Annotated in this window: 22 protein-coding genes; 18 read left to right on the forward strand and 4 right to left on the reverse strand. The window is 63.1% G+C overall.

Annotated elements, in window-relative coordinates:
• Positions 1-139 precede the first annotated feature (139 nt).
• Positions 140-1,549, forward strand: a complete 1,410-nt coding sequence (locus GGI48_RS05120; protein WP_047302967.1) for an MATE family efflux transporter — start codon at positions 140-142, stop codon at positions 1,547-1,549.
• Here GGI48_RS05120 and tusA read toward each other — a convergent pair.
• Entirely contained in the window at positions 1,546-1,797 is a 252-nt protein-coding gene (gene tusA, locus GGI48_RS05125) for a sulfurtransferase TusA (protein WP_047302965.1), read from the reverse strand. The genes GGI48_RS05120 and tusA overlap by 4 nt on opposite strands.
• A 192-nt stretch (positions 1,798-1,989) precedes the next feature.
• Entirely contained in the window at positions 1,990-3,063 is a 1,074-nt protein-coding gene (gene rlmM / locus GGI48_RS05130; protein WP_179597324.1) for a 23S rRNA (cytidine(2498)-2'-O)-methyltransferase RlmM, read from the reverse strand.
• Positions 3,064-3,271: 208 nt separating this feature from the next.
• Between rlmM and acnA the strand changes: the two genes are divergently transcribed.
• The 3 genes from acnA (at position 3,272) to GGI48_RS05145 (ending at position 8,764) form a co-directional block, all read left to right on the forward strand.
• Positions 3,272-6,013, forward strand: a complete 2,742-nt coding sequence (gene acnA, locus GGI48_RS05135) for an aconitate hydratase AcnA (RefSeq protein WP_179597326.1) — start codon at positions 3,272-3,274, stop codon at positions 6,011-6,013.
• A 176-nt stretch (positions 6,014-6,189) separates the two neighbouring features.
• Positions 6,190-6,981 (forward strand): CPBP family intramembrane glutamic endopeptidase, encoded by a 792-nt coding sequence (locus GGI48_RS05140; RefSeq protein ID WP_047302961.1) that lies wholly within the window; start codon positions 6,190-6,192, stop codon positions 6,979-6,981.
• Between the two features lie 217 nt (positions 6,982-7,198).
• Complete coding sequence (locus GGI48_RS05145) at positions 7,199-8,764, forward strand: methyl-accepting chemotaxis protein (RefSeq protein WP_016962821.1); 1,566 nt, start codon at positions 7,199-7,201, stop codon at positions 8,762-8,764.
• Between the two features lie 167 nt (positions 8,765-8,931).
• Here GGI48_RS05145 and GGI48_RS05150 read toward each other — a convergent pair whose 3' ends face one another.
• Entirely contained in the window at positions 8,932-9,627 is a 696-nt protein-coding gene (locus tag GGI48_RS05150; protein ID WP_260620625.1) for an alpha/beta family hydrolase, read from the reverse strand.
• Between the two features lie 99 nt (positions 9,628-9,726).
• Between GGI48_RS05150 and ccoN (GGI48_RS05155) the strand changes: the two genes are divergently transcribed.
• From ccoN (GGI48_RS05155) to hemN, 14 genes are all read left to right on the forward strand, one after another.
• Entirely contained in the window at positions 9,727-11,151 is a 1,425-nt protein-coding gene (gene ccoN, locus GGI48_RS05155) for a cytochrome-c oxidase, cbb3-type subunit I (protein ID WP_047302957.1), read from the forward strand.
• Between the two features lie 10 nt (positions 11,152-11,161).
• A complete protein-coding gene (gene ccoO, locus GGI48_RS05160; RefSeq protein WP_016967270.1) occupies positions 11,162-11,770 on the forward strand; it encodes a cytochrome-c oxidase, cbb3-type subunit II in 609 nt (202 codons plus the stop codon).
• 3 nt (positions 11,771-11,773) lie between these two features.
• Positions 11,774-12,004 (forward strand): cbb3-type cytochrome oxidase subunit 3, encoded by a 231-nt coding sequence (locus GGI48_RS05165; RefSeq protein ID WP_016967269.1) that lies wholly within the window; start codon positions 11,774-11,776, stop codon positions 12,002-12,004.
• Positions 12,001-12,948, forward strand: coding sequence for a cytochrome-c oxidase, cbb3-type subunit III (gene ccoP, locus GGI48_RS05170; protein WP_179597328.1), 948 nt, complete (start codon positions 12,001-12,003; stop codon positions 12,946-12,948). The genes GGI48_RS05165 and ccoP (GGI48_RS05170) overlap by 4 nt, the downstream gene beginning before the upstream one ends.
• Before the next feature lie 495 nt (positions 12,949-13,443).
• Entirely contained in the window at positions 13,444-14,886 is a 1,443-nt protein-coding gene (gene ccoN, locus GGI48_RS05175; RefSeq protein ID WP_011060241.1) for a cytochrome-c oxidase, cbb3-type subunit I, read from the forward strand.
• Entirely contained in the window at positions 14,886-15,494 is a 609-nt protein-coding gene (gene ccoO / locus GGI48_RS05180) for a cytochrome-c oxidase, cbb3-type subunit II (protein WP_016966609.1), read from the forward strand. The genes ccoN (GGI48_RS05175) and ccoO (GGI48_RS05180) overlap by 1 nt, the downstream gene beginning before the upstream one ends.
• A 5-nt stretch (positions 15,495-15,499) precedes the next feature.
• Complete coding sequence (locus tag GGI48_RS05185; protein ID WP_011060239.1) at positions 15,500-15,685, forward strand: CcoQ/FixQ family Cbb3-type cytochrome c oxidase assembly chaperone; 186 nt, start codon at positions 15,500-15,502, stop codon at positions 15,683-15,685.
• Positions 15,682-16,659: a cytochrome-c oxidase, cbb3-type subunit III gene (ccoP, locus tag GGI48_RS05190; RefSeq protein WP_179597330.1), complete on the forward strand. Its 978-nt coding sequence runs from the start codon at positions 15,682-15,684 to the stop codon at positions 16,657-16,659. Before GGI48_RS05185 ends, ccoP (GGI48_RS05190) begins: the two co-directional genes overlap by 4 nt.
• Before the next feature lie 393 nt (positions 16,660-17,052).
• The gene (gene ccoG / locus GGI48_RS05195) at positions 17,053-18,468 is read left to right on the forward strand and encodes a cytochrome c oxidase accessory protein CcoG (protein ID WP_016966605.1); all 1,416 of its coding nucleotides are present in this window, start codon (positions 17,053-17,055) and stop codon (positions 18,466-18,468) included.
• 18 nt (positions 18,469-18,486) lie between these two features.
• Positions 18,487-19,023: a FixH family protein gene (locus GGI48_RS05200; RefSeq protein ID WP_016966603.1), complete on the forward strand. Its 537-nt coding sequence runs from the start codon at positions 18,487-18,489 to the stop codon at positions 19,021-19,023.
• Positions 19,024-19,123: 100 nt separating this feature from the next.
• Positions 19,124-21,574, forward strand: a complete 2,451-nt coding sequence (locus GGI48_RS05205; RefSeq protein ID WP_179597332.1) for a heavy metal translocating P-type ATPase — start codon at positions 19,124-19,126, stop codon at positions 21,572-21,574.
• Between the two features lie 21 nt (positions 21,575-21,595).
• Positions 21,596-21,826, forward strand: coding sequence for a cbb3-type cytochrome oxidase assembly protein CcoS (gene ccoS / locus GGI48_RS05210; protein ID WP_179597334.1), 231 nt, complete (start codon positions 21,596-21,598; stop codon positions 21,824-21,826).
• Positions 21,819-22,502 (forward strand): sulfite exporter TauE/SafE family protein, encoded by a 684-nt coding sequence (locus GGI48_RS05215; RefSeq protein WP_047302953.1) that lies wholly within the window; start codon positions 21,819-21,821, stop codon positions 22,500-22,502. The genes ccoS and GGI48_RS05215 overlap by 8 nt, the downstream gene beginning before the upstream one ends.
• A 148-nt stretch (positions 22,503-22,650) precedes the next feature.
• Positions 22,651-24,033 (forward strand): oxygen-independent coproporphyrinogen III oxidase, encoded by a 1,383-nt coding sequence (gene hemN, locus GGI48_RS05220; RefSeq protein ID WP_016966597.1) that lies wholly within the window; start codon positions 22,651-22,653, stop codon positions 24,031-24,033.
• Here the strand turns inward: hemN and GGI48_RS05225 are convergent.
• Positions 24,030-24,509 carry a hypothetical protein gene (locus GGI48_RS05225; RefSeq protein ID WP_016966595.1) on the reverse strand — a complete coding sequence of 160 codons (480 nt, stop codon included), beginning with the start codon at positions 24,507-24,509 and terminating at the stop codon, positions 24,030-24,032. The two genes, hemN and GGI48_RS05225, sit on opposite strands and share 4 nt — an antisense overlap.
• Positions 24,510-24,556: the final 47 nt, after the last annotated feature.

Here is a 24,556-nt window from a genome sequence, read left to right on the forward strand (position 1 = left end):
GCCAGCACCGCTTGAAGCCCAGAGCCCAGATGCAGCGCGGGCGCCCTTACAAATCCACAACACTGGATGTTTTCCTGACCACGATGTCAACGCGTAGACTGTCGCGTCCTGCGCAACACACCTATGGACGCTCCGCCCCGTGAATTCCGTGACCGACACCCCCTCCAACACTGCCATCAGCCGCCCTGCCCGGGTCGGCCGCGAACTGCGGGACCTGCTGCAACTGGCCCTGCCCATCATGATTGCCCAGGTGGCCACCACCGCCATGGGCTTTGTCGACGCGGTGATGGCCGGCCGGGTCAGCTCGCGGGACCTGGCGGCCGTGGCCCTGGGCAACTCGATCTGGATTCCGGTGTTCCTGCTGATGACCGGCACCCTGCTGGCCACCACGCCCAAGGTCGCCCAGCGCTTTGGCGCCGGCAAGCTGCACGAGATCGGCCCGGTGGTACGCCAGGCCCTGTGGCTGGCCCTGGTCGCCGGGATCTCGGCGACACTGATGCTGGTCAGCGCCGAACCGATCCTGCACCTGATGAACGTCGATCCTGAACTGATCAAGCCCTGCATGGGCTATCTGCATGGCATCGCCAGCGGACTGCCGGCGGTGGCGCTGTACTACGTGCTGCGCTGCCTGAGCGACGGCCTGGGACGCACGGTGCCGAGCATGGTCATCGGCCTGTGTGGTCTGGCCCTGAACATCCCCATCAACTACATCTTCATCTATGGCCACTTCGGCGTGCCGGCCATGGGTGGCGTGGGCTGTGGCTGGGCCACCGCCATCGTCATGTGGGCCATGATGCTGGGCATGGCCGGCTGGATTGCCTGGGCACCGGCCTATCGCAAGATCCAGTTGTTCTGCCAGTTCGACTGGCCACAGGGGGCCGTGATCGGGCGCTTGCTCAGCGTCGGCCTGCCCATCGGCATCGCGGTATTCGCCGAGTCGAGCATCTTCGCGGTGATCGCCCTGTTGATCGGCAGCCTGGGAGCCACGGTGGTGGCCGGACACCAGATCGCCCTCAACGTCAGCGCCCTGATGTTCATGATCCCCTACTCCCTGGCCATGGCCGTGACCGTGCGGGTCGGCCAGTCCCTGGGACGCCAGCAGCCGCGCAACGCACGCTTCAGCGCCGGTGTCGGCATGGGCGCGGCCCTGGCTTATGCCTGCCTGTCGGCGAGCCTGATGTTCCTGCTGCGCGAACCCATCGCCTCGATCTACACCAACGACCCACTGGTGATCCAGGTCGCTTCGATGCTCATCGTCTACTCGGCGCTGTTCCAGTTCTCCGACGGCATCCAGGTCACCGCCGCCGGCGCACTGCGGGGGTATCAGGACACCCGGGTGACCATGATCCTGACCCTGTTCGCTTATTGGGGGATTGGCCTGCCGGTCGGCTACGTCCTGGGCCTGACCGACTGGTTCGGTCCGGCGCGTGGCCCGAGCGGCCTGTGGGAGGGCTTGATTGCCGGCTTGACCTGCGCCGCGCTGATGCTGCTGATCCGCTTGACCCGCAGCGCGCGCAAGCAGATCCGCATCAGCCGTTCGGCCGGTTAATCGAGCTTCTTGCGAATCCAGTAGAGGTAGGTTCCGGCCTCTTCCTGCTGCGCCACCAGTTCGTGGTCGAGAAACACACAGAACTTGGGAATGTCGCGGCGGGTGGAGGGGTCGGTGGCGATCACTTTCAACAGCCCGCCTGCCGGCAGGTCGCGGATGTGCTGGTGCAGCATCATCACCGGCTCGGGGCAATTGAGGCCGGTGGCGTCAAGGGTGCCGTCGACCGGCGTATCGATGATTTGACTCATGGTTCACTCCTGAAACAGGCGGGCATTGTCACGCAATGGCGCCATCGGGTCATCTGTTGCCGTCGTTCCACGCCCCCCGCCCTCCCATAGGAGCTGGCTTGCCAGCGAAGGCATCCTCACGCCTTGCACGGGTGTGGGGCCTTTTTCGCCGGCAAGCCGGCTCCTACCAGAAAGCGCGTGGTGTTGCGGGGACTACGCCGATTTGGGCTTTTTCACATCCAGGCGCCGCAGGTGGCAGGTCACTTCTTCACGGTCGTGATACAGCTGCTTGCAACCAATCGCCACGCGAATCCCCCGGGCCTTGAAGCCGTCTTCAATCCGCTCCAGCAAGCGCTTCACTTCGGCATAACGCTGCTTCATCGGCAGCTTCAGGTTGACCACCGCTTCGCGGCAATGGCCCTCGCCGATCCAGGTTTCCAGCAGCGCCGCGTTGCGCGCCGGCTTCTCGACGATATCGCAGACCATCCAGTCCACCGGCTGCCGTGGCTTGAAGGTAAAACCGTCGGCCATCAAGTGCTGCACCAGACCGGTGTCCATCAGGCTTTCGGCCATCGGGCCGTTATCGACGGCGGTCACCAGCATGCCGCGATTGACCAGTTGCCAGGTCCAGCCTCCCGGCGCCGCGCCCAGGTCAACCCCGGTCATGTCGCTGTGCAGGCGCTCGTCCCATTGATCGCGGGGGATGAAGTGGTGCCAGGCCTCTTCCAGCTTCAGGGTCGAACGGCTCGGCGCTTCCCGGGGGAACTTCAGCCGTGGAATGCCCATGGGCCACATGGCCGAATTGCCCGCATCCGCCAGTCCGACGAAAACTTCACGGCCGCTCTTGAAGGTCAGCAGCAAGCGCGGCTTGGTGGCGTCGTCCACCAGCTTGCCGGCAGCGCTCAGGGCCTTGCGCAACGGACCTTCGAACTTCTTGCAGAAGTTCGACAGTTCCTTGCCGTCATTGGTATCCACCACCTCCAGCCACAGGCTGCCGCACTGGGGAAAGTGGGCCAGGTAGGCCAGGATCACGCTGATGCGGTCGATTTCCGGCAACTCGATGAAGCCGCCACGGGCCCACTGCCGGGGAAAGATCAGTTCCGAGAAGCGCAAGCCCAGCATCAGGCGCTGGGCGCCGTCGTCCTCGGTGCAGATGAACTCGGCGCAGGCGCTGCTGGGCTTGGCCTTGGCGTAGCCCGCGACATTCAAGCGGGCCGCGTAATCGGCGATCTCGGAGCAGACTTCGCCCTCGAAACCGGGCCGGCAATGGATAAACAGGGTGTACATTGAATCTCCTGGGCAAATGGCGACGAATCGATGCGCAAACCTGCCCTGTAGCAAAGCCTGTCACGAAAACCGGCGCATCATAACCGAGTTCGGAACCTTGGACTTGCGCCAGCAGTCCAGTGATTAGCCATAGGCCGCAAACAGAGCTAGGTTAACTCTCTGTCCGTATCACAGGTCCGTAGCCGTGCGGGCCACAAGGAGTCATTCAATGCCATCCCTCGATAGCCTGAAAACCCTTAAAACCCTGAAGGTCGATGACAAGACCTATCACTATTTCAGCCTGCCGGACGCCGCCAAGAGCCTGGGTGACATCGACGCCCTGCCGATGTCGCTGAAAGTCCTGCTGGAAAACCTGCTGCGCTGGGAAGACGACAAGACCGTCACCGGCGCCGACCTCAAGGCCCTCGCGGCCTGGCTCAAGGAACGCCGCTCCGACCGCGAGATCCAGTACCGCCCCGCGCGGGTGCTGATGCAGGACTTCACCGGAGTGCCGGCGGTGGTCGACCTGGCGGCCATGCGCGCCGCCATGGCCAAGGCCGGCGGCGATCCGCAGCGGATCAACCCGCTGTCGCCGGTGGACCTGGTGATCGACCACTCGGTGATGGTGGACAAGTTCGCCAGCAGCAGCGCCTTCGAACAGAACGTCGACATCGAAATGCAGCGCAACGGCGAACGCTACGCCTTCCTGCGCTGGGGCCAGAGCGCCTTCGACAACTTCAGCGTGGTGCCGCCGGGCACCGGCATCTGCCACCAGGTCAACCTGGAATACCTGGGACGCACGGTCTGGACCAAGGACGAGGATGGCCGCACCTACGCCTTCCCCGACACCCTGGTGGGCACCGACTCCCACACCACCATGATCAACGGCCTCGGCGTGCTCGGCTGGGGCGTCGGCGGGATCGAGGCGGAGGCGGCCATGCTCGGCCAGCCGGTGTCGATGCTGATTCCGGAAGTCATCGGCTTCAAGCTCACCGGCAAGCTCAAGGAAGGCATCACCGCCACCGACCTGGTGCTGACGGTGACCCAGATGCTGCGCAAGAAGGGCGTAGTGGGCAAGTTCGTCGAGTTCTATGGCGACGGCCTGGCCGACCTGCCCCTGGCGGACCGCGCCACCATCGCCAACATGGCACCGGAATACGGCGCCACCTGCGGCTTCTTCCCGGTGGACGACATCACCCTGGATTACCTGCGCCTGTCCGGGCGCCCTGCCGAGCTGGTGAAGCTGGTGGAGGCCTACAGCAAGGCCCAGGGCCTGTGGCGCCTGCCCGGCAAGGAACCGCTGTTCACCGACAGCCTGGAACTGGACATGGGCAGCGTCGAAGCCAGTCTCGCCGGCCCCAAACGGCCACAGGACCGGGTTGCACTGCCCAACGTGGCCCAAGCGTTCACTGACTTTCTCGACCTGCAGTTCAAACCCACCAGCAAGGAAGAAGGCCGCCTGGAAAGCGAAGGCGGCGGTGGTGTTGCCGTCGGCAATGCCGATCTGGTGGGCGAAGCCGACTACCAATACGACGGCCAGACCTATCGCCTGAAAAACGGCGCGGTGGTGATCGCCGCCATCACCTCCTGCACCAACACCTCCAACCCCAGCGTGATGATGGCCGCCGGACTGGTGGCCAAGAAAGCCGTGGAACAGGGCCTGCAGCGCAAGCCCTGGGTCAAGAGCTCCCTGGCTCCTGGCTCCAAGGTGGTGACCGACTACTACAAGGCCGCCGGCCTGACGCAATACCTGGATCAGTTGGGCTTCGACCTGGTGGGTTACGGCTGCACCACCTGCATCGGCAACTCCGGACCGCTGCAGGAGCCGATCGAAAAAGCCATCCAACAGGCCGACCTCACCGTGGCTTCGGTGCTGTCGGGCAACCGCAACTTCGAGGGCCGGGTGCACCCGCTGGTGAAAACCAACTGGCTGGCCTCGCCGCCCCTGGTGGTGGCCTATGCCCTGGCCGGTACGGTGCGCATCGACCTCAGCAGCGAACCCCTGGGCCAGGGCAAGGACGGCCAGCCGGTGTACCTGCGGGACATCTGGCCCAGCAGCCAGGAGATCGCCGAGGCCGTGGCCCAGGTCAACACCCGGATGTTCCACAAGGAATACGCCGAAGTGTTTGCCGGTGACGCCCAATGGCAAGCCATTGAAGTGCCACAAGCGGCCACTTATGTCTGGCAGGACGACTCCACCTATATCCAGCACCCGCCCTTCTTCGATGACATCGCCGGACCGCTGCCGCAGATCAAGGATGTCAACGGCGCCCGGGTCCTGGCCCTGCTGGGGGATTCGGTGACCACCGACCACATCTCCCCCGCCGGCAACATCAAGGTCGACAGCCCGGCCGGCCGCTACCTGCGGGACAAGGGCGTGGAACCGCGGGACTTCAACTCCTACGGCTCACGGCGCGGCAACCACGAAGTGATGATGCGCGGCACCTTCGCCAACATTCGCATTCGCAATGAAATGCTCGGCGGCGAGGAAGGCGGCAACACCCTGTACATCCCCACCGGCGAGAAGCTGGCGATCTATGACGCGGCCATGCGTTACCAGGCCGACGGCACGCCGCTGGTGGTGATCGCCGGCCAGGAATACGGCACCGGCTCCAGCCGCGACTGGGCCGCCAAGGGCACCAACCTGCTGGGGGTCAAGGCGGTGATCGCCGAAAGCTTCGAGCGCATCCACCGCTCCAACCTGGTGGGCATGGGGGTCTTGCCCTTGCAGTTCAAGCTCGATCAGAACCGCAAGAGCCTCAAGCTCACCGGCAAGGAAACCCTGGACATCCTCGGCCTGAGCGATGTGGAACTGACACCGCGGATGAACCTGCCCCTGGTCATCACCCGCGAAGATGGCAGCCAGGAGAAGATCGAGGTGCTGTGCCGCATCGACACCTTGAATGAAGTGGAGTACTTCAAGTCCGGAGGGATCCTGCACTACGTGTTGCGGCAATTGATTGCATCCTGATCCGCCACGAAAACAGACACCGCCTCCGGGCGGTGTTTTTCGTCGGGCTGTCGAACAAGACTCAGCTGGTTATACTTGCCGCCCGTCGAAACTGACCCATCGGTCGTAAAAACGACTACAGATCCGGCGCTGTACCACGTCTCTGCAATACCCATTCTTCGCAACAAGGATTCCACATGACCGCTCTGCCATGGATGTATCTGGCACTCCTTTCCATTGGCTACGCACTGGCCCTGAGCTATGGCCAACTGGGGCTGCTGGCCGCCCTTTCGATCCTCCTCCTGCTGTGTGCCGGCTTTGCCGTGCGCCAGCAACGCAGTCGGGTCGGCCAGTACCTGGGCCACGGCCTGTTCGTGGTGCTGGCCCTGGCCCTGGCCATGCACTGGTTGCCTGGCTTCTACAACGGCCGGGCCATCGACCCGCAACGTTTTACCGATGATGCCGTGCCGTTTTCCATGTACCTGAACCAGGACAAGCCGCTGATCGGTTTCTGGTTGCTGCTGGTGTGTCCATGGATCGTCGGCCGGCGCTCGTTGCGCCTGTCGCTGTATGCCAGCGCCGTGGCCCTGACCCTGTGTGCAGTGGCGGCGCTAGGTGGCGCGCTGCTGCTGGGGATCATCAGCTGGGCCCCGAAATGGCCAGATCAGGCCTGGCTGTGGGTGCTGAACAACCTGCTGCTGGTGACCCTGGTGGAGGAAGCGCTGTTCCGTGGCTACATCCAGGGTGGCCTGAGCCGACGCTTCAAGGCGCTGCCCTACGGCGAGAACCTGGCGCTGCTGTGCGCAGCCCTGCTGTTCGGCCTGGTGCATCTGGGCGCGGGGTGGCAATGGACCCTACTGGCGGGCATCGCCGGGGTCGGCTACGGTCTGGCTTATCGTTTTGGCGGCCTGAGCGCGGCGATTGCCACTCACTTCGGCCTCAATCTGCTGCATTTCGGCTTGTTCACCTACCCGATGCTGGCCGGATAAACGGCCGGTCATTTAGCCAAACCAGTACTTCAGAAGTATTGACTGCCAAGGAAGAAGGTCAATGATTAGCCCCTCGCCAACGCCGGCTGAAACCCGCAGGCGTTTTTTGCAAGCGACACATTCTGCCAATAAGACCCAGCGCCGATTATTGAAAAATAATTTCAATAATCGGTTGAAGCGGCCGACAACCCATCAAAGCCTTGCGGATTGAAAAACCATGCGTAATAACCAGCCTGTCACTCAGCGCGAACGTACCTTCCCGGCTCAACAACGGTTGATTTCCACCACCGACGCCAAAGGCGTGATCACCTACTGCAACGACGCCTTTGTCGAAATCAGTGGGTTCTCCCGTGAAGAACTGGTTCGCGCACCGCACAACCTGGTCCGCCACCCCGATGTACCGGCAGCGGTGTTCGCGCACATGTGGGGCACCTTGAAACAAGGCTTGCCATGGATGGGCATCGTCAAGAACCGCTGCAAGACCGGCGACCACTACTGGGTCAACGCCTATGTCACGCCGGTGTTCGAAGGCAGCCAGGTGGTGGGCTACGAGTCGGTACGGGTCAAGCCCACCGCCGAGCAGGTACGCCGCGCCGAAGCCCTCTACCAGCGGATCAACTCCGGCAAGTCGGCCATTCCCAAGCGTGACAAGTGGCTACCGATACTGCAGGACTGGCTGCCGTTCATTCTGGTCAGCCAACTGAGCTTCATGATCGGCGCCTGGCTCAACTCCCATTGGGGCTTCGCCCTGGCGGCGGCGCTCTCGGTGCCCCTGGGCCTGCTGGGCCTGAGCTGGCAGCAACGCGGCCTCAAGCGCCTGCTGCGCCTGGCCGAGCAGACCACCTCCGACCCGCTGATCGCCCAGATGTACACCGACAGCCGCGGCGCCCAGGCGCGCCTGGAAATGTCGATCCTGAGCCAGGAAGCCCGCCTGAAGACCTGCCTGACCCGCCTGCAGGACACCGCCGAGCACCTCAACGAGCAGGCCCGGCAGTCCGACACCCTGGCCCACAACAGCTCCAGCGGCCTGGAACGCCAGCGGGTCGAGACCGAGCAAGTGGCCACCGCGGTCAACCAGATGGCCGCCACCACCCAGGAAGTGGCCAGCCACGTACAACGCACCGCCGACGCCACCCAGGAAGCCAATCGCCTCACCGGCCGCGGCCGGGACATCGCCGGGGAAACCCGCGAAGCCATCCAGCGCCTGTCGGTGGTGGTGGGCGAGACCGGCCTGACCGTGACCCAGCTGGCCAAGGACAGCGACGAGATCGGTGGCGTGGTCGATGTGATCAAGGGCATCGCCGACCAGACCAACCTGCTGGCGTTGAACGCGGCCATCGAGGCGGCACGCGCCGGGGAAATGGGCCGCGGCTTTGCCGTGGTCGCCGATGAAGTGCGCCAGCTGGCGCAACGCACCAGCGAATCCACCGGGCAGATCCACACCCTGATCGCCAAGCTGCAGCAAACCGCCGCCACTGCGGTGCAGACCATGGACGCCGGTCATCGCCAGGCCGAAGAAGGCGTGGCGCGGGTGCTGGAAGCCGACCAGGCGCTGGTGGGCATCAGCGAAGCGGTGGCCAACATCACCGACATGACCACCCAGATCGCCGCCGCCACCGAAGAGCAAAGCTCGGTGGCCGAAGAGATCAGCCGCAACATCAGCACCATCGCGCAACTGGCGGACCAGACGTCGGAGCAGGCCCAGCACTCGGCCGAACTCAGCGAAGCCCTGACCCGCACCGCCCACACCCAGTACTCGCTGGTGGAGCGTTTCAACCGCTAAGCCCCCGGGCCGGCGACAAAAAAACCGCAAGCACCGGCTTGCGGTTTTTTTATGCCCGCGAACCCGCCCAACAAACGTAGGAGCGAGCTTGCTCGCGATAAATCTTCACCGCGCTACAAATTCGAAAGCCGGGTGAACGCTTCGCGAGCAAGCTCGCGCCTACAGGATCAGGCCAGTGTTTGCAGGAACGCCGCGACCTTGGCCGCCGCTGACTCCAGATGCTGCTCATGGGTGTAACCGGAAGCCTTCAGAGGCTTGAGATCGTGATCAGCGGCGGTCAGCCAGTACAGCTCGATACTGGGTGCCAGGGTGTAGGCCTCGACCGCCTGGCGATTGCCCAGGGCGTCGCGCTCGCCCTGTACGATCAGGCTCGGCGTCGCCAGTTCGGCCAGATGCGCCACCCGCGGTTTCTCCGGCTTGCCGGCCGCATAGAAGGGATAACCCAGGCACACCAGGGCATCGGCCGCCAGTTCGTCGGCCAGCAGACTGGCCATGCGCCCGCCCATGGACTTGCCGCCCAGCGCCAGGACCCCAGTGACATAAGGTCGCACCGCAGCCTGCACCTCACGCCAGCATTGCAGGAGTTTGGCCGCTGGGTTGGGCGGCCGCTTGCCGCCGTCCAGGCGCCGCTGGGCCATGTAGGGAAACTCGAAGCGCAAGACGTTCACCCCATGCCTGGCAAGGCGTGCAGCGATGTCGTTCATGAACCCGCTGTCCATCGGCGCGCCGGCACCGTGGGCCAGGATCAGCGTCGGTGCTTGCAACGGGTCGGTAACAGCGGCGACCTCCCATAACCAGCCGCGTTCCTGCACGCACTGCGCCCATTGATCCCCGTCAATACTGGCCTTGTGCTCATTGCTCATGCTTGCCTCGCTTTTAGTCTGCCTATAACTCCAGACGAAGTGAGCGCGCCTTGCCGTGCGCAGTCGCTTTCACTTCAGCTGAACCGTGGATGGGGAACCATGAACACTTCTATCAGTACCGCCTACAACTACAAGGTGGTCCGCCAATTCGCCATTATGACGGTGGTGTGGGGCATCGTCGGCATGGGGCTCGGGGTTTTTCTCGCTGCCCAGTTGGTCTGGCCTGAACTCAACTTTGACTTACCGTGGACCAGCTTCGGCCGTCTACGTCCATTGCACACCAACGCCGTGATCTTCGCCTTCGGCGGCTGCGCGCTGTTTGCCAGCTCGTTCTACTCGGTGCAACGCACCTGCCAGACTCAGTTGTTCGCGCCGAAAATCGCCGCGTTCTGCTTCTGGGGCTGGCAGTTGGTGATCCTCCTGGCGGCCATCAGCCTGCCATTGGGCTACACCAGCTCCAAGGAATACGCCGAACTGGAATGGCCGATCGATATCCTGATCACCATTGTCTGGGTGGCCTACGCCATCGTGTTCTTCGGCACCCTGATGCAGCGCAAGACCAAGCACATCTATGTGGGCAACTGGTTCTTCGGCGCGTTCATCATCACCGTGGCCATCCTGCACATCGTCAACAACCTGGAGCTGCCGGTGAGCTTCACCAAGTCCTACTCGGTGTATGCCGGTGCGACCGATGCGATGGTGCAATGGTGGTACGGCCACAACGCCGTGGGCTTCTTCCTGACCGCGGGCTTCCTGGGGATGATGTACTACTTCGTACCCAAGCAGGCCGAGCGTCCGGTGTACTCCTACCGCTTGTCCATCGTGCACTTCTGGGCATTGATCACCCTGTACATCTGGGCCGGTCCGCACCACCTGCACTACACCGCGCTGCCGGACTGGGCTCAGTCTCTGGGCATGGTGATGTCCCTGGTACTGCTGGCTCCAAGCTGGGGCGGCATGATCAACGGCATGATGACCCTCTCGGGTGCCTGGCATAAGCTGCGCAGCGACCCGATCCTGCGCTTCTTGGTGGTGTCCCTGGCGTTCTACGGCATGTCAACCTTCGAAGGTCCGATGATGGCGATCAAGACCGTCAACGCCCTCTCGCACTACACCGACTGGACCATCGGCCACGTACACGCCGGCGCTCTGGGCTGGGTGGCGATGATCTCCATCGGCGCGCTGTACCACCTGATCCCGAAAGTCTTTGGTCGCGAGCAGATGTACAGCGTCGGCCTGATCAACACCCACTTCTGGCTCGCCACCATCGGCACCGTGCTCTACATCGCTTCGATGTGGGTCAACGGCATCGCCCAGGGCCTGATGTGGCGTGCGGTCAACGAAGACGGCACCCTCACCTACTCCTTCGTCGAAACCCTGGTGGCCAGCCACCCAGGCTTCATCGTGCGACTGGTCGGTGGTGCGATCTTCCTCAGCGGCATGTTCCTGATGGCTTACAACACCTGGCGCACGGTGCGTGCCGCAGTGCCAGCCGAAGTCAACGCCGCTGCGCAGATGGCCTGAGGAGTTCGCCATGAAACACGAAACGATTGAAAAAAACGTCGGCCTGCTGATGCTGCTGATGGTCTTCGCGGTGAGCATCGGCGGTCTGACCCAGATCGTCCCGCTGTTCTTCCAGGACGTCACCAACAAGCCGGTGGAAGGCATGAAGCCCTACACCGCGCTGCAACTGGAAGGCCGCGACATCTACATCCGCGAAGGCTGCGTACAGTGCCACTCGCAGATGATCCGTCCGTTCCGCGCCGAAACCGAACGCTATGGCCACTACTCGGTAGCCGGTGAGAGCGTCTGGGACCATCCGTTCCTGTGGGGCTCCAAGCGTACCGGTCCGGACCTGGCCCGGGTGGGCGGCCGCTACTCCGATGACTGGCACCGCGCGCACCTGTACAACCCGCGCAACGTCGTGCCCGAGTCGAAGATGCCGGCCTATCCATGGCTGGTGAACGCACCGGTGGATAGCAGCCATACCGAAACCAAGCTCAAGGTCATGCGCACCCTGGGTGTGCCGTACACCGACGAAGATATCGCCGGCGCTACCGCCACGCTCAAGGGCAAGACCGAGATGGACGCCCTGGTGTCCTACCTGCAAGTGCTTGGCACTGCGATCAAGAGCAAGAGGTGAGCCATGGGTTTTGAACTCGATAGCGGCATGATCCGCGGGCTCGGGACCCTGGTGGTGATGATCGCCTTCGTCGGCCTGTCGATCTGGGTGTTCAACTCCAAACGCAATCCCGAGTTTGCCCAGGCACGCCTGCTGCCCTTCGCCGACGACCCGATGCCGGGTGCGGCACCGGCCGGCAACACAACTGATGACGCTCAACCTCAAGAGCCTGCAACAAGGAGCATTCGGCCATGACCACCTTCTGGAGTACGTGGATCTGCGTACTGACCATCGGCAGCCTGATCGGCCTGACCTGGCTGCTGGTTGGCACCCGCAAGGGTGAAACCAAGGGCAGCGTGGACCAGACCATGGGCCACGCCTTCGATGGCATCGAGGAGTACGACAACCCCCTGCCGCAATGGTGGTTCCTGCTGTTCGCCGGGACCCTGGTGTTTTCCGTGGGCTACCTGATCCTCTACCCGGGCCTGGGTAACTGGAAAGGCATCCTGCCGGGCTATGAAGACGGCTGGACCCAGACCAAGGAATGGGAAAAGGAGATGGCCAAGGCGGACGTGAAGTTTGGTCCGATCTTCGCCAAATTCGCAGCCATGCCCGTGGAAGAAGTAGCCAAGGACCCGCAAGCACTGAAGATGGGCGGACGCCTGTTCGCCTCCAACTGCTCGGTGTGCCACGGCTCGGACGCCAAGGGTGCCTTCGGCTTCCCCAACCTGGCGGACGACAACTGGCGCTGGGGCGGCAGTGCCGACACCATCAAGGCCACCATCATGGGCGGCCGCATGGCAGCCATGCCGGCCTGGGGCGAAGTGCTCAAGGAAGCAGGCGTGAAGAACGTAGCGGCTTATGTCCGTCACGAACTGGCCGGCCTGCCTCTGCCAGCCGACAGCGACGCCGACCTGGTAGCCGGGCAGCAAGCGTTCAGCACCACCTGCGTGGCCTGTCACGGCGCCGACGGCAAGGGCACCCAGATCATGGGCGCGCCCGACCTGACCCAGCCGGCCGGCTTCATCTACGGCACCAGCCTGGCGCAACTGCAACAGACCATCCGTCATGGTCGCCAGGGCCACATGCCAGCGCAGAGCGAACTGCTCGGCAATGACAAGGTGCAACTGCTGGCCGCCTACGTGTACAGCCTGTCCCACCACAACAGCGACAAGCCACAAGCTGAAGGCGACAAGTAAAAAATCAACGGCAAGCTGCGAGATTTCACTTGCAGCTTGCCGCTTGAAGCTTTCCTCCCTGCCGCTTTGCGACCAAGTGTCGCACCCCTCTCCCCCGCCGCGTTTGCACTGATCCCAATCAGGTCTAAGCTTGCCCCGAAGTGGACTGGCAATGGCTGGTCACAGGCCATCGGTATCCCTGACGTTCGGAGCTTTCCTCAATGACAGGCCGCAAAGGCTGGTTTATACCGGCTGTCGACTGACTTACCGCCTGTCAGCTGATCCACGAGCTTCCACACACCCGGTTACAACTGACCTGACCCCCACGATTTTTTGTCCACTGCGACAGTTTGCCCGAGGACAATATTTGTCCCTACTCGGCATAGGGAAAGGCCGCAGAATCAGGCATGGAACGCATTGACCCAGGTCATAGCGCGTTGCAATGACCCCCTGCTTTCTCCATACTTGCGACCGATTTTTATCCCTAATAAAACACCCAAACCGTGGAACCTTAGAATGAGCACAGCAATCAGTCCGACTGCTTATAACTATAAGGTAGTCCGCCAGTTCGCCATCATGACGGTGGTCTGGGGGATCCTTGGCATGGGGCTCGGTGTCTTCATCGCGTCGCAACTGGTCTGGCCGGAGTTGAACTTCGGTCTGCCATGGACGACCTTTGGACGCCTGCGCCCGCTGCACACCAACCTGGTAATTTTCGCCTTCGGTGGATGTGCATTGTTTGCCACCTCCTACTATGTCGTGCAGCGAACCTGCCAGACGCGACTGATTTCCGACAGCCTCGCGGCCTTCACCTTCTGGGGCTGGCAAGCGGTGATCGTCGGCGCGATCGTGACCCTGCCACTGGGTTACACCACCACCAAGGAATACGCCGAACTGGAATGGCCCCTGGCTATCCTGCTGGCGATCGTCTGGGTCACCTACGGCCTGGTGTTCTTTGGCACCATCACCAAGCGCAAGACCAAGCACATCTACGTCGGCAACTGGTTCTACGGTGCCTTCATCGTGGTCACCGCGATGCTGCACATCGTCAACCACGCCTCCCTGCCGGTCAGCTTCTTCAAGTCCTACTCGGCCTACGCCGGTGCGACTGACGCGATGATCCAGTGGTGGTACGGCCACAACGCCGTGGGCTTCTTCCTGACCACCGGCTTCCTGGGGATGATGTACTACTTCGTACCCAAGCAGGCCGAGCGTCCGATCTACTCCTATCGCCTGTCCATCGTGCACTTCTGGGCGCTGATCACCCTGTACATCTGGGCCGGTCCGCACCACCTGCACTACACCGCACTGCCGGACTGGGCGCAGTCCCTGGGCATGGCCATGTCGATCATCCTGCTGGCTCCGAGCTGGGGCGGCATGATCAACGGCATGATGACCCTGTCGGGCGCCTGGCATAAGCTGCGCACCGACCCGATCCTGCGGTTCCTGGTGGTGTCCCTGGCGTTCTACGGCATGTCGACCTTCGAAGGTCCGATGATGGCGATCAAGACCGTCAACTCGCTGTCGCACTACACCGACTGGACCATCGGCCACGTACACGCCGGCGCTCTGGGCTGGGTAGCGATGATCTCCATCGGCGCCCTGTACCACCTGATCCCGAAAGTCTTCGGCCGTCAGCAGATGCACAGCATCGGCCTGATCAACACCCACTTCTGGCTGGCGACCATCGGTACCGTGCTGTACATCGCCTCGATGTGGGTCAACGGCATCACTCAGGGCCTGATGTGGCGTGCAATCAACGATGACGGCACCCTCACCTACTCCTTCGTCGAAGCGCTGCAAGCCAGTCACCCGGGCTTTATCGTCCGCGCCCTGGGCGGTGCGTTCTTCGCCACCGGCATGCTGATCATGGCGTACAACGTGTTCCGCACCGTTCGCGCCTCGAACCCGGCTGAAGCTGAAGCCGCCGCTCAGATCGCTGTAGTTGGAGCTCACTGATGAAGCACGAAGTAGTCGAGAAGAACATTGGCCTGCTGGCCTTCTTCATGGTCATCGCCGTCAGCATTGGCGGCCTGACCCAGATCGTCCCGCTGTTCTTCCAGGACGTCACCAACAAGCCGGTGGAAGGCATGAAGCCGCGCACCGCCCTGGAACTGGAAGGCCGCGACGTGTACATCGCCAACGGCTGTGTCGGCTGCCACTCGCAGATGATCCGTCCGTTCCGTGCTGAAACCGAACGTTATGGCCACTACTCGGTGGCCGGTGAAAGCGTCTGGGATCACCCGTTCCTGTGGGGTTCCAAGCGTACCGGTCCGGACCTGGCCCGAGTGGGCGGTCGCTACTCCGATGACTGGCAGCGTGCGCACCTGTACAACCCGCGCAACGTGGTCCCCGAGTCGAAGATGCCGGCTTATCCGTTCCTCGTAGAAAACAAGCTCGACGGCAAAGACACCGCGAAGAAAATGGAAGTCTTGCGCAAGCTCGGCGTCCCTTACACCGACGAAGACATCGCCGGCGCCAAGGATGCTGTGAAGGGCAAAACCGAAATGGACGCGCTGGTAGCCTATCTGCAAGGCCTGGGCACCATCATCAAAAGCAAACGGTGATCTAGATGGATATCGGGATGATTCGTGGCCTGGGCACCCTTGTTGTGATGGTGGCCTTCATCGGCTTGGCGCTCTGGGTGTTCAGCCCCAAGCGCAAGTCCGAGTTTGAAGACGCAACCTTGCTGCCGTTCGCGGATGATCCCGACGCCATCAAGCACGTCGAGCAAGCTTCTAGGAGTAACAAAGAATGACTACGTTCTGGAGTCTGTACGTCACAGCCCTCAGTCTGGGTACCATCTTCGCCCTGACCTGGCTGCTGCTGTCGACCCGCAAGGGCCAGCGCGCCGAGCAGACCGACGAGACGGTCGGCCACTCCTTCGACGGGATCGAGGAGTACGACAACCCACTGCCGAAATGGTGGTTCATGCTGTTCGTCGGCACCATCGTCTTCGCCCTGGGTTACCTGGTGCTGTACCCGGGCCTGGGCAACTGGAAAGGCGTCCTGCCGGGCTACAACTACCTGGATAACGAGAAGCAGACCCCATTCGCCAACGGCCAGTCCGGCTGGACCGGCGTGCACGAGTGGGAAAAGGAAATGGCCAAGTCGGATGCCAAGTTTGGTCCGATCTTCGCCAAATACGCTGCGATGCCTATCGAAGAAGTGGCCAAGGACCCGCAAGCCCTGAAAATGGGCGGTCGCCTGTTCGCTTCCAACTGCTCGGTCTGCCACGGCTCCGACGCCAAGGGCGCCTATGGCTTCCCCAACCTGACCGACGCCGACTGGCGCTGGGGTGGCGAGCCGGAGACCATCAAGGCCACCATCATGGGCGGTCGCCACGCGGTGATGCCGGCCTGGCTGGACGCGATCAAGGAACAAGGCGTCAGCGACGTTGCCGCTTATGTCCTGACCAACCTCGACGGTCGCAAGCTGCCGGAAGGCATCAAGGCCGACCCGGTCAATGGCCAGAAACTGTTCGCCGCCAACTGCGCGGTCTGCCACGGTCCGGAGGGCAAAGGCACCCCAGCCATGGGCGCGCCCAACCTGACCCACCCGGCAGCCTTCATCTACGGTTCGAGCTTTGCGCAACTGCAGCAGACCATTCGTTACGGCCGTCAGGGCGTGATGCCTGCGCAGGAACAACTGCAAGGCAACGACAAGGTTCACCTGCTGGCGGCTTATGTCTACAGCCTGTCCCACGGTGACAAGCAGGCCGACGCCGAGTAAGACCGACGCCTGAAAGCAACACCCGACGGCCCCGCCAATCAACCTTGGCGGGGCCGTTTTGTTTGCGCCTGGCATCGAGTGATGCGCGACGGCGGATCAGCCTTTCCGGCAACCCGGTCGCCAGGTTTCGACAATATGGCGGACGTCAAAACCTGCGGCGTACACCTGCCCGCTCCCCGGAAGAATTGAACGGCGCGACGGGCAAAAGAGTCCATAATCCACAAGTCAATTGATTCAAGTCATTACACCATCAGTTGATTTCTCCCAACGCGACCAAAGGTCGCACCCTTGCGCTAGAGCTACAGGCGTATCATTGCGCCACTGCAACACCCCTTTTGACCGCGGTCGGCACGTACTGACCGAGGCATTTTTCCACTGCCGTGGGATGCAATGATGAGCAACCAGATTCCCGTACAAGACGTTACCCCGCCTGCCAAAAACGCGACCAACAGCGTCGATCTCTACGCCTCCAGGGAAAAAATCTACACCCGCGCCTTCACCGGCCTGTTCCGCAATCTGCGCATGCTTGGCGGCGCCGGATTGTTCCTCCTGTACTTCGGCACCGTGTGGCTCAACTGGGGCGGCCACCAGGCGGTCTGGTGGAACCTGCCGGAGCGCAAGTTCTTCATCTTTGGCGCCACGTTCTGGCCCCAGGATTTCATCCTGCTCTCGGGCCTGTTGATCATTGCCGCCTTTGGCCTGTTCTTCATCACCGTCTATGCCGGACGTATCTGGTGCGGCTACACCTGTCCGCAGAGCGTCTGGACCTGGATCTTCATGTGGTGCGAAAAGGTCACCGAAGGCGACCGCAACCAGCGCATCAAGCTGGACAAGGCGCCCATGAGCGCCAACAAATTCCTGCGCAAGCTGAGCAAGCACAGCCTCTGGCTGCTGATCGGCTTCGTCACCGGCATGACCTTCGTCGGCTACTTCTCGCCGATCCGTGAACTGGTCATCGACTTCTTCACCGGCCAGGCCGATGGCTGGTCGTATTTCTGGGTCGGTTTCTTCACCCTGGCCACCTACGGCAACGCCGGTTGGCTGCGCGAGCAAGTGTGCATCTACATGTGCCCCTACGCGCGCTTCCAGAGCGTGATGTTCGACAAGGACACCCTGATCGTCTCCTACGACCCGCGCCGTGGCGAAAGCCGTGGTCCGCGCAAGAAAGGCGCCGACTACAAGGCCCAGGGCCTGGGCGACTGCATCGACTGCACCATGTGCGTCCAGGTCTGCCCGACCGGCATCGACATCCGCGACGGCCTGCAGATCGAATGCATCGGCTGCGCTGCCTGCATCGACGCCTGCGACAGCATCATGGACAAGATGGAGTATCCGCGCGGGCTCATCAGCTACACCACCGAGCACAACCTCTCCGGACAGAAAACCCATAAACTGCGCCCACGCCTGATTGGCTACGCCCTGGTGCTGCTGGCCATGATCAGCCTGCTGATCACCGCGTTCTTCATGCGCTCGCTGGTGGGTTTCGATGTCAGCAAGGACCGCGTGCTGTACCGCGAGAACGCCGAAGGGCGGATCGAGAACGTCTACAGCCTGAAGATCATGAACAAGGACCAGCGCGATCACACCTATGTGCTCGACGCCGCCGGCCTGCCGGACCTGAAGCTGCAGGGCAAGCGCGAAATCCACGTGGTGGCCGGCGATATCGTCAGCATGCCGGTGGAGCTGTCGATTGCTCCGGAACACCTGCCCTCGACCACCAACGAGGTGAAGTTCATCCTTGAGGATGCCGACGACAGCAGCGTCCACATTGAAGCCAAGAGCCGATTCATCGGCCCCCAAATCCGTTAAGAGCCAAGAGAAGTGATCATGCCCGCAGCCACCGCCACCAGCCCCTGGTACAAACACCTCTGGCCCTGGATCATCATTGGCATTCTCGCCTGTTCGGTGACCCTGACCCTGTCCATGGTGACCATTGCCGTGAACAATCCGGACAACCTGGTCAACGACAACTACTACGAGGCCGGCAAGGGCATCAACCGCTCCCTGGACCGCGAACTGCTGGCCCAGACCCTGAAGATGCGCGCCAGCGTGCACCTCGACGAACTGACCGGCGAAGTGGAACTGCGCCTGAGCGGCGACAGCCAGCCCAAGACCCTGGAGCTGAACCTGATTTCGCCGACCCAGCCGGAGAAAGACCGCAAGATCACCCTGGCCCGCAGCGAAACCGAACACGGCCGCTACATCGGCCAGTTGAGCGATCAGGTCGAAGGCCGACGCTTCGTCGAGTTGCTGGGCGTCGAAGGCGACAAGACCTGGCGCATGTTCGAAGAGGAACAGGTCAGCCACGACAAGGACCTGTTGCTGGGTGACGAGCCGCTGCAAGGGGCGGAAGACCTGAACTGATCGCCCCCGTCGTCCATCGCCGGTGCGCCGCCTCCCCCCTTTTTCAGGGCTGGAGTCGAGCGGCCGGCGATGAGTTTTTCCCCGACCACAAAGATCGCCGATGACCACGCCACTGCCCTGCTACCACTGCGCCCTGCCGGTTCCCGCCGGCAGCCGGTTCACCGCCGTCGTGCTCGGCGAATCCCGGGAGTTCTGCTGTCCTGGCTGCCAGGCAGTGGCCGAGGCCATCGTCGCCGGCGGCCTGGAGCACTACTACAGCCACCGCAGTGAAGCCTCGGCCAACCCCGAAGCCCTGCCCGTGCAGTTGGTTGACGAACTGGCACTGTACGACCGTGCCGACGTGCAGCAGCCTTTCGTCCGTCACCAAGGCGAACTGGCCGAAACCACTCTGCTCATGGAAGGCATCAGTTGCGCCGCCTGCGGCTGGCTGATCGAAAAACACCTGCGCAGCCTGCCGGCAGTGGCCGAGGCCCGACTCAACCTGTCCAACCATCGCCTGCATGTGCGCTGGGCCGACAGTCAACTGCCCCTGAGCCAGGTGCTCAGCGAGCTGCGCCACATCGGCTACGCAGCCCACCCCTACCAGCCGGATCGCGCCTCCGAGCAACTGGCCAGCGAGAACCGCCTGGCCCTGCGCCAGCTGGGGGTCGCCGGACTGCTGTGGTTCCAGGCCATGATGGCGACCATGGCCACCTGGCCGGAATTCAATATCGACCTGAGCCCGGAGCTGCACACCATCCTGCGCTGGGTCGCACTGTTCCTCACCACCCCCATCGTCTTCTACAGCTGCGCGCCCTTCTTCAAGGGCGCCATGCGCGACTTGCGCACCCGTCACCTGACCATGGATGTCTCGGTATCCCTGGCCATCGGCGGCGCCTACCTGGCGGGAATCTGGACCGCCATCAGCGGTGTCGGCGAACTCTACTTCGACGCGGTGGGCATGTTTGCCCTGTTCCTGCTTGCCGGCCGCTACCTGGAGCGTCGGGCCCGGGAACGCACCGCGGCGGCCACCGCGCAACTGGTCAACCTGTTGCCTGCCTCCTGCCTGCGCCTGGGCCAGGACGGCCAAAGCGAACGCATCCTGCTCACCGAACTGCGCCTGGGCGACCGGGTGCTGGTGCACCCCGGTGCTGTGCTGCCAGCCGATGGCAAGATCCTCGATGGCCAGTCGAGCATCGACGAATCCCTGCTCACCGGCGAGTACCTGCCGCAACCCCGCGGCCTGGGCGATAGCGTCACGGCCGGCACCCTGAACGTCGAAGGCGCGCTGACGGTGGAAGTCCAGGCCCTGGGCCAGGACACCCGGCTGTCCGCCATCGTCCGCCTGCTGGACCGCGCCCAGGCGGAGAAACCGCGGCTGGCCGAAGTCGCCGACCGGGCGGCCCAGTGGTTCCTGTTGTTCTCGCTGATCGCGGCCGCCGCCATCGGCCTGCTGTGGTGGCAACTGGACGCCTCGCGCGCCTTCTGGATCGTCCTGGCCATGCTGGTCGCCACCTGTCCTTGCGCGCTGTCCCTGGCCACCCCGACCGCCCTGACCGCCGCCACCGGCACCCTGCACAAGCTTGGCCTGCTGCTGACCCGCGGCCATGTGCTGGAAGGCTTGAACCAGATCGATACGGTGATTTTCGACAAGACCGGCACCCTCACCGAAGGGCGCCTGGCGCTGCGCTCCATCCGCCCCCTGGGCAGCTTATCCAGCGATGACTGCCTGAGTCTCGCCGCCGCCCTGGAGAACCGTTCCGAGCATCCGATCGCCCGAGCCTTCGGCCGTGCCCCGGTGGCCGCCGAGGATGTCACCAGCAGCCCGGGCCTGGGCCTGGAAGGCCTGGTGGGCGAACGGCGCCTGCGGATCGGCCAACCAGCCTACGTCTGCGAACTCAGCGGCTGCAAGGTTCCGCCCATGCCCGATGAAGCCGGCCAGTGGCTGTTGCTGGGGGACAGTCAGGGTGCCCTCGCCTGGCTGGTACTCGATGACCGGCTGCGCAGCGACGCCCCGGCACTCCTGGCCGCCTGCAAGGCTCGCGGCTGGCATACCCTGCTGCTGTCCGGGGACAGCTCGCCGATGGTCGCCAGCGTCGCCGCCGAACTGCAGATCGACGAGGCTCGGGGCGGTCTGCGTCCGGACGACAAACTGCAGGTATTGCAACAACTGCATCAACAGGGCCGCAAAGTGCTGATGCTCGGCGATGGCGTCAACGACGTGCCGGTGCTGGCTGCCGCTGATATCAGCGTCGCCATGGGTTCGGCCACCGACCTGGCCAAGACCAGCGCCGATGCGGTGCTGCTGTCCAATCGCCTGGACGCCCTGGTACAGGCCTTCAGCCTGGCCCGCCGGACCCGCCGGGTGATTATCGAGAACCTGCTCTGGGCCGGACTGTACAATGGCCTGATGCTGCCGTTCGCCGCCCTCGGCTGGATCACCCCGGTGTGGGCCGCGGTCGGCATGTCCATCAGTTCCCTGACCGTGGTGCTCAATGCCCTGCGCCTGACCCGCATGCCGCGGCCGGCCGCCAGTGCCAGCGCCCCCGAACCCCGCCCGTTGCCGGCCTGAGCCGCCGGGCCTGGAGTCCAGATGCCAGCTCTTTATGTGATGATCCCGGCCGCACTGCTGATCGTGGCCATCGCCATCTACATCTTCTTCTGGGCCGTGGACAGCGGTCAGTACGACGACCTCGACGGCCCGGCCCACAGCATCCTGTTCGACGATCAGGACCCCAGCCACACCGCCGCGGTGGACGAAGCCAAGGGCCAGCCCGACGCCCCGAGCGAAGCCACCCGCAAAACGGAACCACCCCATGCTTGAGCTGGCTCCCCTGCTGGTGTCGGCAGTGATACTCGGTCTGCTGGGCGGCGGCCACTGCCTGGGCATGTGCGGCGGCCTGATGGGCGCCCTGACCCTGGCGATCCCCCGGGAACAGCGCAGCCGGCGATTTCGCCTGTTGCTGGCCTACAACCTGGGCCGCATCCTCAGCTACGCCCTGGCCGGCCTGTTGCTGGGCCTGGCCGGCTGGGCGGTGGCCAACAGCCCGGTGGCGCTGTTCATGCGCATACTGGCCGGGCTGCTGCTGATTGCCATGGGCTTGTACCTCGCCGGGTGGTGGAGCGGCCTGACCCGCGTCGAAGGATTGGGCAAGGGCCTGTGGCGGCATATCCAGCCAGTGGCCAATCGTCTGTTACCGGTTTCCAGCCTGCCCCGCGCCTTGCTCCTGGGGGCACTCTGGGGCTGGCTGCCCTGCGGCCTGGTGTACAGCACCCTGCTGTGGTCTGCGAGCCAGGGCAATGCCTTGGACAGCGCCCTGTTGATGCTGGCCTTCGGCCTGGGCACCTGGCCGGTCCTGCTGGCCACCGGCCTGGCGGCGGAACGGGTCACGGCCCTGTTGCGGCGACGCAGCGTGCGCCTGACCGGAGGCCTGCTGGTCATCCTCTTCGGCCTCTGGACCCTGCCCGGCCCTCACCAGCACTGGCTGATGGGCCACTGACCCCGGGGCTGTGCCCGGCAACCGCAGCCCCAAGCCCCGCCAGCGCTACCCCGGCAGCTCCCGAACACCCTTGATACAAGTCAAGATGGCCGCGCGCCTAACCTCCTAGACTCGCGAACACTGCCAGCCTATCCGGGGGAATTCCCGCATGCTCGACGCCATTCGTTGGGACACAGATCTGATCCGCCGCTATGACCTGGCGGGACCGCGCTACACCTCATACCCGACCGCCGTGCAATTCAACAGCCAGGTCGGCGCCTTCGATCTGCTGCACGCCCTGCGTGACAGCCGCAAGGCCCAGCGCCCGCTGTCGCTGTACGTGCACATCCCGTTCTGCGCCAACATCTGCTACTACTGCGCCTGCAACAAGGTCATCACAAAGGATCGCAGCCGGGCCCTGCCCTACCTGCAACGCCTGGAACAGGAGATGCAACTGATCGCCTGCCACCTGGCGCCCAGCCAGCGGGTCGAGCAACTGCATTTCGGCGGCGGCACCCCGACTTTTCTCAATCACGACGAGTTGCGCCAGCTGATGGCGTTGCTGCGCAAGCATTTCAACCTGCTGGAGGATGACTCCGGCGACTACGGCATCGAGATCGATCCTCGCGAAGCCGACTGGTCGACCATGGGCCTGCTGCGAGAGCTGGGCTTCAATCGGGTCAGCATCGGCCTGCAGGACCTGGATCCGGCGGTGCAGCGCGCGGTCAACCGCCTGCAAAGCCTGGAGGAAACCCGGGCGGTGATCGAGGCGGCGCGCACCCTGCAATTTCGCTCCATCAACATCGACCTGATCTACGGCCTGCCCAAGCAGACTCCGGAACACTTCGCCCGCACCGTGGAAGAAGTCATCAGCCTGCAGCCCGATCGGCTCTCGGTGTTCAACTACGCCCATCTGCCCGAGCGCTTCATGCCGCAACGACGGATCAACGGCAGTGAACTGCCGGCCCCGGCGGAGAAACTGGAAATGCTGCAACGCACCATCGAACAACTGACCGCCGCCGGTTATCGCTACATCGGCATGGACCATTTCGCCCTTCCCGATGATGAATTGGCGATCGCCCAGGAAGAGTCGACCCTGCAGCGCAACTTCCAGGGTTACACCACTCATGGTCATTGCGATCTGATCGGCTTGGGCGTTTCCGCGATCAGCCAGATTGGTGATCTGTATTGCCAGAACAGCAGCGATCTTACGCACTACCAAAATGCCTTGGCAGGCGCGCAACTGGCCACTAGTCGCGGCCTGGTCTGCAATGCCGACGACCGTCTGCGCCGTGAAGTTATTCAACAACTGATCTGCAACTTTAGTCTTAAGTTCGAAGATATAGAGCAAGCCTTCAATATCGACTTTCGCGGCTACTTCAATGAACTATGGCCAGACTTGCAGGAGATGGACGACGATGGACTGATTCAACTAAGCCCCGAGGCCATCACCGTACTTCCGGCGGGACGCCTGTTGGTACGTTCGGTATGCATGATCTTTGATGCCTATCTCGGGCAGCAGAATCGCCAGCGTTTTTCCCGGGTCATCTAGGATTTCATGAGCAGTGCAGAGGCCTTCGCCACCTGCTCGGCACTCAAGCCGGCATCCCTCATCGCCTTGGCCAATGCGGCATTGGCGGTCAGCAATCCGCTGTTGAGGGCCGCCAGGGCCGATTGCAGGCTGCCGACCCTGGCCTTGGCCTCTTCCGGACTCAGGCGCTTGTCGGCCATGACGGCCTGAAGCTGGGCCAGCTTTTCAGCAATCTGTTGTTGCAATTTTCTGATCATTTTGAGGAGTTGTTGAATATTTTCGGGCAGGCCGCTTTCCTCGATGTCACTGTCATCGCCCGCAGCACTGGAGGATTTCTTCAGTCCGGCCCCCGACAGCGACACTTTGACGCCCTCTCCTACCACAGGTTCTGCAACTAACGGCGACGCCCTTAGTTCATCAGCCTGATCGCTTTTCGAGGATTCAGAAAGTGGCTGCAAGTTATTGCTGCCATTAGTAATACCGCCAACAAAGGACATAGTTGCGGCGCTCCAAGTTGTTTTCGTTAACAGGTTATCGACCCACA

It is taken from the genome of Pseudomonas protegens (assembly GCF_013407925.2).
Lineage (GTDB): Bacteria > Pseudomonadota > Gammaproteobacteria > Pseudomonadales > Pseudomonadaceae > Aquipseudomonas > Aquipseudomonas fluorescens_AP.

What these genes read in the sequence shown, in the direction of transcription:
- tusA (WP_047302965.1), bottom strand. Translation starts at nt 1,797, where the DNA reads ATGAGTCAAATCATCGATACGCCGGTCGACGGCACCCTTGACGCCACC.
- rlmM (WP_179597324.1), bottom strand. Translation starts at nt 3,063, where the DNA reads ATGTACACCCTGTTTATCCATTGCCGGCCCGGTTTCGAGGGCGAAGTC.
- acnA (WP_179597326.1), top strand. Translation starts at nt 3,272, where the DNA reads ATGCCATCCCTCGATAGCCTGAAAACCCTTAAAACCCTGAAGGTCGAT.
- GGI48_RS05140 (WP_047302961.1), top strand. Translation starts at nt 6,190, where the DNA reads ATGACCGCTCTGCCATGGATGTATCTGGCACTCCTTTCCATTGGCTAC.
- GGI48_RS05145 (WP_016962821.1), top strand. Translation starts at nt 7,199, where the DNA reads ATGCGTAATAACCAGCCTGTCACTCAGCGCGAACGTACCTTCCCGGCT.
- GGI48_RS05150 (WP_260620625.1), bottom strand. Translation starts at nt 9,627, where the DNA reads ATGAGCAATGAGCACAAGGCCAGTATTGACGGGGATCAATGGGCGCAG.
- ccoN (WP_047302957.1), top strand. Translation starts at nt 9,727, where the DNA reads ATGAACACTTCTATCAGTACCGCCTACAACTACAAGGTGGTCCGCCAA.
- ccoO (WP_016967270.1), top strand. Translation starts at nt 11,162, where the DNA reads ATGAAACACGAAACGATTGAAAAAAACGTCGGCCTGCTGATGCTGCTG.
- GGI48_RS05165 (WP_016967269.1), top strand. Translation starts at nt 11,774, where the DNA reads ATGGGTTTTGAACTCGATAGCGGCATGATCCGCGGGCTCGGGACCCTG.
- ccoP (WP_179597328.1), top strand. Translation starts at nt 12,001, where the DNA reads ATGACCACCTTCTGGAGTACGTGGATCTGCGTACTGACCATCGGCAGC.
- ccoN (WP_011060241.1), top strand. Translation starts at nt 13,444, where the DNA reads ATGAGCACAGCAATCAGTCCGACTGCTTATAACTATAAGGTAGTCCGC.
- ccoO (WP_016966609.1), top strand. Translation starts at nt 14,886, where the DNA reads ATGAAGCACGAAGTAGTCGAGAAGAACATTGGCCTGCTGGCCTTCTTC.
- GGI48_RS05185 (WP_011060239.1), top strand. Translation starts at nt 15,500, where the DNA reads ATGGATATCGGGATGATTCGTGGCCTGGGCACCCTTGTTGTGATGGTG.
- ccoP (WP_179597330.1), top strand. Translation starts at nt 15,682, where the DNA reads ATGACTACGTTCTGGAGTCTGTACGTCACAGCCCTCAGTCTGGGTACC.
- ccoG (WP_016966605.1), top strand. Translation starts at nt 17,053, where the DNA reads ATGAGCAACCAGATTCCCGTACAAGACGTTACCCCGCCTGCCAAAAAC.
- GGI48_RS05200 (WP_016966603.1), top strand. Translation starts at nt 18,487, where the DNA reads ATGCCCGCAGCCACCGCCACCAGCCCCTGGTACAAACACCTCTGGCCC.
- GGI48_RS05205 (WP_179597332.1), top strand. Translation starts at nt 19,124, where the DNA reads ATGACCACGCCACTGCCCTGCTACCACTGCGCCCTGCCGGTTCCCGCC.
- ccoS (WP_179597334.1), top strand. Translation starts at nt 21,596, where the DNA reads ATGCCAGCTCTTTATGTGATGATCCCGGCCGCACTGCTGATCGTGGCC.
- GGI48_RS05215 (WP_047302953.1), top strand. Translation starts at nt 21,819, where the DNA reads ATGCTTGAGCTGGCTCCCCTGCTGGTGTCGGCAGTGATACTCGGTCTG.
- hemN (WP_016966597.1), top strand. Translation starts at nt 22,651, where the DNA reads ATGCTCGACGCCATTCGTTGGGACACAGATCTGATCCGCCGCTATGAC.
- GGI48_RS05225 (WP_016966595.1), bottom strand. Translation starts at nt 24,509, where the DNA reads ATGTCCTTTGTTGGCGGTATTACTAATGGCAGCAATAACTTGCAGCCA.